Below are 8,947 nucleotides of genomic sequence, written 5' to 3' on the forward strand. Positions count from 1 at the left end.
AGATTTATTTCTGCCGGGGCTTTCGTTATTTAATAATCAATAAACAGCATGAACGAATCGTGCAGCACGCTGTCGTGTAGTAACAAACGGCAACTGGCCAAGTATAAATCCAGCCTGTGTGAACGGCTCAGAGCGACGGTCATTTATCCCGAAGACCGGCTGGTAATCCTCAAAGACAGCCATGCCGATGTACTGAAGGAATTGAAACGTATCGACCGTTTCTTGAAAAAACGTTCGGGAGCCGAACGCGACGGCTGTTTCTTCCACTTGATGTACAATTGTTTCGACTTCGGGGTTTCCCTGGGTACCGTCCTGCGTAACTACTATATCTCGGAGGAGGAACAGGAATTATTGTAGAATTTCTTCGATCTCTTTGATAGAAAGTGATAATCTGTTAGAGATTTCTTCTAGAGAAATGCCCGTTTGTGACAGTATTCGAACCAGTTCTCTCATAGTTCGTTTCTGTTGCTCAAGTTGTAGTTCTTTTTGTTCGATCACCTGTTCCTTTTGTGCCTGAAATGGTCTGAAATAACCCTTTTAACATTTGCATGTCAAATTCCTACAAAGAGGTATACTGTGTATCAGCATATTAATATATGTACGCGTGTTTAAATCCATACATATAATTATGACGTAAAATGATATGTAATATGTTGTGTTATAGTGTTATTACGAATGGATAGTAATGACTAAAAGAAAGGTTCCTTTTTTCTCGCCAGCAAAATTAAAGATAACTTTTGAATGGGCAATACATTCCTCAATATTTTTTCCTAAACCTATGTGCTTTCTTATCAATTGGATAGCAAAGTTAGTATAAAATTGCTTGTTTCTTGCACAAAGTCAAATCATGCCGAAAATAATGGCGAGAAAAAAGGAACGTTTTTTCTAGTCATTCGCTTCTGAGTAACGTTCCTAATCTAAGGTTAAAAGGCTTTTTAAGTAACACTATTATTAATATTAAACGAAAGATTATGAACAAAAAGTTTTCTACTTTGGTGGCCGGTATGTTACTGGCGACAACTGTTGGAACTGGTTATGCTCAGACTCAGGATGTGTATACTAAGGCTACGGCTCCTTCTATAGAAGCTGTATCTAAAGTTACAGATGGTAGAGCTTATCAGTTATCAGATGGTTATAATGTGTTGGTTATGCAGAAAGTAAAAGATCTGCAAGGCGGCGGTTTCCATTATGAATTGGCCTTTATCCCTTACTTTCAGGCTAATATTGGAGAATCTCTTTGGACTGTAGAAAGAGACGCCAATATAGACAAAACAAGAACTGCTTTTATTTTCAGAAACCTGGCTCATCATCTTACTCTGTCTTTTGATCCAGCAAATGCACAGGATTATAGAGGTGGAGTACGGACTGCTTCTCATTTAGGAGGAAAGGATGTTTCATGGACATGGATGCTTGATGAAGCTGGTGAGAACCTGACAATCGCAAGAACTCCGGAAACATATTTTCATGCAGACTCTATCATGACTTTGCTTCCTGCATCAGATGGTTCTGGTAAAGTGGCTGCTGTCAAGTATGCAACAAAAGATGTTCAGGAAAGAGTAGATGCCTTCAGAATCAAACCGACAGTTGCTGGCCCGGTATGGTTAAGCAAGTATGATTTGAATAGTAAACTTCAGACTCAGGCTGACGACAAGGTCGCTTTCGCATTTGCTAAAGGTGTTTCTGAAGGTATGCCTAACAAATGGGTAGAGCAGGAATATGAAGCTGTTGATCCGAAGCCGGGTACATTGTCTTATGGCGAAGTGGCTGATGCTTATGCAGCTTATGAAAAAGCCTACGCTGTTTATGAAGCTAAAGTAAAACTGGTAGACGCAGCTCTTGAAGCATTAAATGATCAGAAAGAAGATTATGCTGTTACAGCGAAGATGCTGAAAGACGAAAGAGAAAACTATAATGAATTGGTAAAACAATTGCAGGTAGTTAGTGTTTCTTTGCTGGGACATCGCTATGATATGAAAGATCTTAACGAAAGATTGCAGTCTATTGAAGAGTCAATAAAGAATAATGCAAACATAAATGATGATCTGAAGAGCAAGATTGAAGATTTACATACAGCTTTAGTCCATGCGGTAGATGCATGGGAAGACGCTCAGACTCTTGTTGATACTCGCAATGAAGAGTTGAGCATCGCTAATGAAGATGTAATGGCTGCAACAGAGGCATGGAGCGTGGCATTGAGTAAGAAAAATGTTGCATGTCAGAAAGATTTATTAGTTAAGAAGTATTTTGATGCAGTAAAGACAAATACAGATAGCAAATTCGATCAAGTAACGTTATCCCTTTTTAATACTGTATATCTTGATGATACAAAATCTTGGAATGATTTTTTTGCTCTTGTAGATATTGCGACTGAATCTGATAAAGAATTGTTCTTTGAACTTGCGAAAGAGTTATATGATAATGCAAAGACTGCTGGTATTGATGAAACAGTTGCTATAACATCTGGTATCGATGATGTAAATACAGGTTTAGGAAAAGTAACGAACGATTATGTAACATCAGTAAATGACGCTTACAAGGTTGCCGAACAAGATGCTGAAGATGCTGATTCGGAACTTGAAAAGTGTACGGTTGCTGTAAATGAGAGTGTCGCTAATAAAGCTGATGCAGAAGAGGCTTTAAAGACAGCTAAGGCTAAAGAGGAAAAGGCACGTACTGAATACATCACTGTAAGAAATAGTATTATTCATAATAACGAATTAGATAAGGACCTCTTAGCATTGCTAAATAAACTGGAAGGTCAAAAATCTGAACTAGAGGTAACAATTTCAGATGAAGAAAGTAAGGAAGCTACGCTGAGGAAATCATGTACTACTTCGATAGATAGAATTCTTGCTTTGAGCCAGGACTTGGAATTCGACAAGGGTGATGTTATTTATCACATGCATAAATGGGTTCTTGCTGATAGAGCTGCCGCTAAGGCTGCCCGTACTGCCCAGGGATTGTATGCAGTTTATACTAATTTGAATGCTGTTAAAACTCCGTATTGGTTATCTCTGAAAGCTGATAACGGTGAATATCTGATGGTCGATACTGCTTATCTGTCAGATGAAGTGGCTGGTCAAAACCATTTAACATTCAATACAAGAGAATATAAAGAATTTGTCAATTCGAACGCACCGCTTGCTGCTCGCGACATCAATGGTCGTTTCAACTTCCGTTTCTTGTATTTCCCGACTCAGGACTCTTTGCGTATCGAAGCTGACGGTTACAACCAGAAGGATGTTACAACACTTCATTGGAAAGATCGTGATGACAGCGAAATTCGTTACAGAGCTTCTTTTGCTCCTGGTTTCGAACAGAATTTAGTGAAAGTTGCAGTTCTGGGTAAACATCGTGAAGTAACAGTTGGTAGCTCTGAATATATCAAACGTCCGAATGCATTGGAATGGACAATCAATGACCGTATCGGTTTAAGTCTGGCTGGTCCTGTAAATGTTATTAATGTTCCTGCAGGTCTGTACTATCTGGATATTGTAAAAGCAAATACTCAGGAAAACGGTGCCCGTTTGATGTTGGATGTTGATGGTTACTCGCTGACTAAAGTGACTCCGGCTGATCAGGGTAAGATGGATTTTGCCCATATGCCGGCTGCGAAGTGGTATGTAGGTTCTACTCCGACAGACTTCGGTGGTTATCCGAATATTTACAATATGGAAACAGGTGAAAAACTGAACCTGGGTGCGTATACTGTAGAAGAAAAAGACGGTAAATATTATGTAACAATCAGCCAGTATATCTATCAGGGTTATGTTGAAGAGAAAAATGATACATTCGTATTGAGTGTAGCTCCTGAAAGTGAAGAAGGTTATTACCGTACAGCAACGGAAGATCCGAGAGCGCTCTTTACACTGGATTATCTGAATATTTCTTCCGGATTGAATGTTGAAGTAGGTGATAAGACAATCAATAATGATTCTGTTTTAGTTGTATCTGCTAACTCTGAAGATAAATTCAGATTACACAGAGTCGGAAACAACCAGGAATATGGTTATGGCAACTCTTTGGAACGCGGTTTATATCAGATCAGCCTTTACAATCCGAATAAGTTGAACCAGCATAACAAATATGTACAGATCACAAATGTAGATGGAACAGAAATGATGGTAGTATCCAATGCTGCTTCTGCAACTAACTTCTATTTGAAAGAAGTAAATGATGTAGACGGTACTCACTACTATGCATTGATTGATGCTGCCTGGGACAAGAAAGCTGGTGTTGTAGATGCTACAGGTTTGATCAAAGCTGAAGATATTACAGCTGAAACACGTACTTCATCATTTGCTTTAGTCGTTGATTCAACTCGTTATTATCGTGAATTTACTAAAGACGAACTGGGTGAAAAGAATATTTTGAAATTCTATCGTACACGTTCAACTGATAAAGAATATCTGTATGCTTCTGAAGCAACTGATTTGAATCTGTTGGCAGTAGAAGGTAAGGGAGACAATGCTGATGCTTTGGCAGAAATGACAGTAATCCCGACAACTGAAACTGGCGTATTGATGCCTCAGTACTTTATTGGCCGCAATGTAACAGAACAAAAAGGCTCTGTTAAATGGTGTGGCGAAGACCATGCTTCATTAGCTGATTCTTTGGCTTGTGTACATACTCATGTAACACCTGATACTATATTTGGTAACTTCTTGGTTAACTTGAAGATTGACGCTAAATACAACAAGTATGACTGGGAAAATAAATATACTCGTCTTGCCTTCCTGAAAGGTTATGTAGTGAAAGAAGAAGGTACTATGCCGGGTACAGGCAACTATACTAAATTGTTTGTTGATGGCAAACAAGTAACTATTGCTGAAAACAAACATAATGCAGCTAAGTTTGAATTCCGTCTGATCAATGATGATGAAGCTCAAGACTTCTTGATCGAATCTGAATCTTGGAAGAATGACAATGCATTTGCCGGTGGTGCTCGTCCTATGACTGAAGGCGGTTGGTTGAAAGTCCAGAACGGTGTTCCTGTAATTGTAAAAGACAATTTTGAAAACTTCGATGCTTCATCTGCTGATATCTACAATGTAGAATCTTCAGAAGGTTCATCTGTTGCTAACGAAGATATCACAACTTCTACAATCGCTGTAATCGGCGGTAAGGGAACAGTAACTGTTAAGGGTGCTGAAGGCAAGAAGGTTGTTATCAACAACGTACTTGGTCAGGTAGTAGTTAATACAGTAATCACTTCAAGCGAAGCTACAATCGCAGTTCCTGCAGGTGTAGTTTATGTAACGGTTGAAGGTGAAGCAGCAGTACCTGCTATCGTAAAATAAGAAATTATTTATAATCAATAAATTTAAATTGACTGCGCGGTTCTTACGAACTAATTACCCCGTGAGGGCGAACAAGCGGTCGATATTAATACTAAAGTAATGAAATAAAGTTCTTCTGTTCGATCTCTGTGAAGAGCGAAGGCAGACAAAAACAAACCCCGGGGAATACGTTCTCCGGGGTTTCGTTGTTTGAAATAAAAGAGCTATCTGTTTATAGTGACGGGAGTAACTGTTTCCCCTCTCGAGAGGGGATAAGGGGTGTGTTAAAGCATATCAATAAAACAGACTTAATGCCTACATAGAGATATGTAAGAAGTTATTCGTGTGTTGCGATACAACCTGTTTGCAGGTGAAATAATAACACACCCCCTTCCCCCTCTCCAGAGGGGAGCCAGTTACAACCGGTCGATAATCTAAATGGTTCACTTCTGATACTAACAAAATCCTGTGTTATCACAGGGCAATTAAAATAAGAAACAAAATGAAAAAAAACAACAAGTCATCCTCTCTTTGGATGCACTGTGCGGCGAGATAAAGCGTCTGCGCTGGATGAGAGAAGAAAGCGGCTGTCTGTCGCGTAGTAACAAACGGAAACTGAAAGTTTGCAAACTTCGGCTGCAGGAGCTGCTGGGAGCAGTCGTTATTTATCCTGAAGATCGTTTGCATATTCCTGCAAAGGAACATATGCTACTGGCTTTCTATATGGGAGAAATGAATAACCGGCTGAAAGAGCATTTCGGTGAAAACTATGACGGCAAGCTGCTTGCCCTGCTATTCGACATATTTGAATTTGAGGTATCTCGTGGAACCATCCTGAGATATTACTATATGTCGGAGGATGAGAAGGAAAACGGGAAATAATTTTTCTTCCTGTTCTCTTTAAAATTGACCGGTTTATAGTATAGCCTTTCGCTGTCAGACCTCTCCTGAAGCCTTCAGACAGCGTTGGCGAAGACTGGGACCGGTCTTTTTAACTGCTTTTTTTGTAAGATGGGAATGCCTATATTGCGTATATATTAACCGGCTGGATAGCCATTAAATTTAAACGTTATGATTGCAACACCTTCAGTCTCTTTCTTCGGAAAACTTTACCTGTCTACATCGGAGTCCTTTACCTTGGAAGAAATCATTATCCTGATCCGTACCCGGCGCTGGATACATGAAATAACCGCTTATCGCGCTGCCCTGGCTTCCGGTGACAAAGAAGCTGCCCGCTCCCTGAAAGCACAGCTTCCGGGGTTTACTCCTTCCGGCCTGTTCAAAGGAGGGCATCGTGCCAACCAACTGGAAGCCTATAGCCAGGTGGTGGGGCTGGATTTCGATCATGTGGCCAACCTGGCTGCCTTGATTGCCCTATTCCTGCAACAACCTTTTACGCTGGCCTTATTTATCAGCCCGGGCGGTGAGGGGGTGAAAGTCTTTGCCGGAGTCGATACCGGGCGCGAAGAGCATGCCGCTGCATTTGCAGCGGTAGCCGCCCATTATGAGCATCTCTCAGGTGTTTTCTGCGACCGTGCCTGTAAGGATATCAGTCGTTGCTGTTACGTGAGTGATGATCCGGAGGCATATTATAATCCGGAGGCTCAGGTATTCTCCCTTTCCTCTGTAGTGCAGAGCCAGGTGTTTGTACACGACTGGCTGCGTGCCCATCCTGCCGTTGAAGGCAGCCGTAACCAGACTGTTTACCGCCTGGGTTGCGAAGCCAACCGGAGAGGCTTCGACCGTAATGAAACGGCCTTTTTTTGCATACCCCTGTTACGCGGTGACGACTTTTCCGAAGAAGAGATTCGTCAGGCTTTATCTTCTGCTTATCAGGGACATACCGATGAATCGGCTACCCGCCCCCAAAGCAAAAGGACAGAAAAGGACGAAAAGGACACCGCCACATTTTCGGGTGAGGAGCTTCGCGAACAAACCCCTTTTCTACCGGAAAATATAACCACCGGTCTTCCCCTTTTGCTGGGCGATGCCCTTCGTTTCTATACCGACCGCCGCGAGCGCGATATGGCTTTCCTGGCAGCCTGTACCGTATTGAGTGCCTGCCTTCCGGGAGTATGGGGTATCTATAACCGGAAACGTGTCTATCCGCATCTTTTCACGGTCGAAGTGGCTCCGGCGGCTAACGGCAAAGGGTGCATCAATGACATGCGCCGCCTGGCTGACAGCTATGCCTCACTGATCGAGATCGAGACGAAACGCAAAGAGGACGAATATCTTCAGGCATTGGAAGAATGGGAACTGAAGAAAGCGACTGCCCATCAGAAGAAACAGGCGGTCAAAGTGACCGATGCCCCTGTAAAAGCCTCTACCTGCTATTTTTTCATCCCTACCCAGATAACGAAAGCTAAGTTGCTGGTCCACCTGGCTGAGAATGGCGAGACTGGCGGACTGATGGTCGACAGTGAGATCGATACCTTGATCGCTGCCAGCCGTCAGGACTATGGACAGTTCGACGACCTGTTGCGTAAGGCTTTCCAGCATGAACCTGTCGCCTCCTCCCGTAAGGTGGATAATGAGATGATCCGCGTTCCCCGGCCGCGTCTGGCTCTTTTGCTGGCGGGTACACCCGGACAATTTCCCCGACTGGTGCCGAGTGCGGAGAACGGGCTGGCGAGCCGTCTGCTGCTGTATACCTGCCGCAGCAAGGCGGTCTGGCAGGATGTTTCGCCTCAGAATGGAGCGGAAGGGTTTGAGGCCTGGATCGATACCCTCTCCGAACGTGTACGTGATATAGCCCTGTTGCTGCGTAAACGACGTTTGCAGGTGCGCCTTACTTCCCGACAGTGGGATGAACTGAACCGTCACTTTGCGCAGCTATTGCGTGAAACCGACCTGTTTGGGGAAGAAGACTTCCTGGGTGCCGTGAAGCGTCACGGACTGATGACCTTCCGTCTCTGCATGATTTTTACCGCTCTCGATGTCGCTTCGCTCGATTACGGACTGGACGAACGTTTCTGTGACGACGCTCATTTCCGAGCGGCCCTCTCCATTGTCGATGTCTGCCTCGAACATAGCCGCCTGCTGATGACGCAGCTTACCGCCCCGGCAGATATCCCCGAACTGACCTGCCCGGATTATTTCCGTAAAATATTCGACCGGCTGGACGATCAGTTCACTGTGTCCGACCTGTATGCGCTCAGCCAGGCAGTCGGCATAAGCGACCGTTCCGTCAGACGCCACCTTTCCCGTCTGGAGCCGGTCTTCATCACCCGTCTGTCTCACGGCCTCTACCGTAAAAACACTTCCCCTGCCGCCTGATCGGATGAGTGGTTTCTGAAAATGTGGGGGTGTCCTTTTTGTCCTTTTCTGTCCTTATCTTTTGCTTCCCTCTGACATACAGTCTTTTACCCTGTAGCCCACCGTGCAACAGGGTATAGGGGAACAAAGGGTAGGATATAGGGGAAACGGAGGTACTCTATAGGGGAAAAAGAGAGTGAAACCCACGGTGTTTTGAACAGTCGGGCACACAGTCATTTTTTGATTGTCTTTGCGAAGATTTGGATGGCACGAAGTTTATTTTGGAGATGCTCTAACTTTGCATAGTTCACCAAAGCAAGATTAATTCAATATATTTGTTGTATGAATAATTGAATTAACCGATCGGTAGAAGTAAACTATCTCGAGATGTAGAGTTGCAATCAGCTTCT

Annotated in this window: 4 protein-coding genes; all 4 read left to right on the forward strand. The window is 43.3% G+C overall.

Annotated features, from left to right (window positions below):
* The first annotated feature begins 48 nt into the window (after positions 1-48).
* The 4 genes from NBH14_RS13045 (at position 49) to NBH14_RS13060 (ending at position 8,558) form a co-directional block, all read left to right on the forward strand.
* Positions 49-357, forward strand: a complete 309-nt coding sequence (locus NBH14_RS13045; protein WP_186959582.1) for a hypothetical protein — start codon at positions 49-51, stop codon at positions 355-357.
* Between the two features lie 614 nt (positions 358-971).
* Positions 972-5,300 (forward strand): DUF6383 domain-containing protein, encoded by a 4,329-nt coding sequence (locus NBH14_RS13050; protein ID WP_250817502.1) that lies wholly within the window; start codon positions 972-974, stop codon positions 5,298-5,300.
* 510 nt (positions 5,301-5,810) lie between these two features.
* Positions 5,811-6,161: a hypothetical protein gene (locus NBH14_RS13055; protein ID WP_186959584.1), complete on the forward strand. Its 351-nt coding sequence runs from the start codon at positions 5,811-5,813 to the stop codon at positions 6,159-6,161.
* Positions 6,162-6,350: 189 nt separating this feature from the next.
* Positions 6,351-8,558: a DUF3987 domain-containing protein gene (locus tag NBH14_RS13060; protein WP_186959585.1), complete on the forward strand. Its 2,208-nt coding sequence runs from the start codon at positions 6,351-6,353 to the stop codon at positions 8,556-8,558.
* Positions 8,559-8,947 lie beyond the last annotated feature (389 nt).

It is taken from the genome of Parabacteroides caecihominis, assembly GCF_023656785.1.
Classification (GTDB): Bacteria; Bacteroidota; Bacteroidia; order Bacteroidales; family Tannerellaceae; genus Parabacteroides; species Parabacteroides segnis.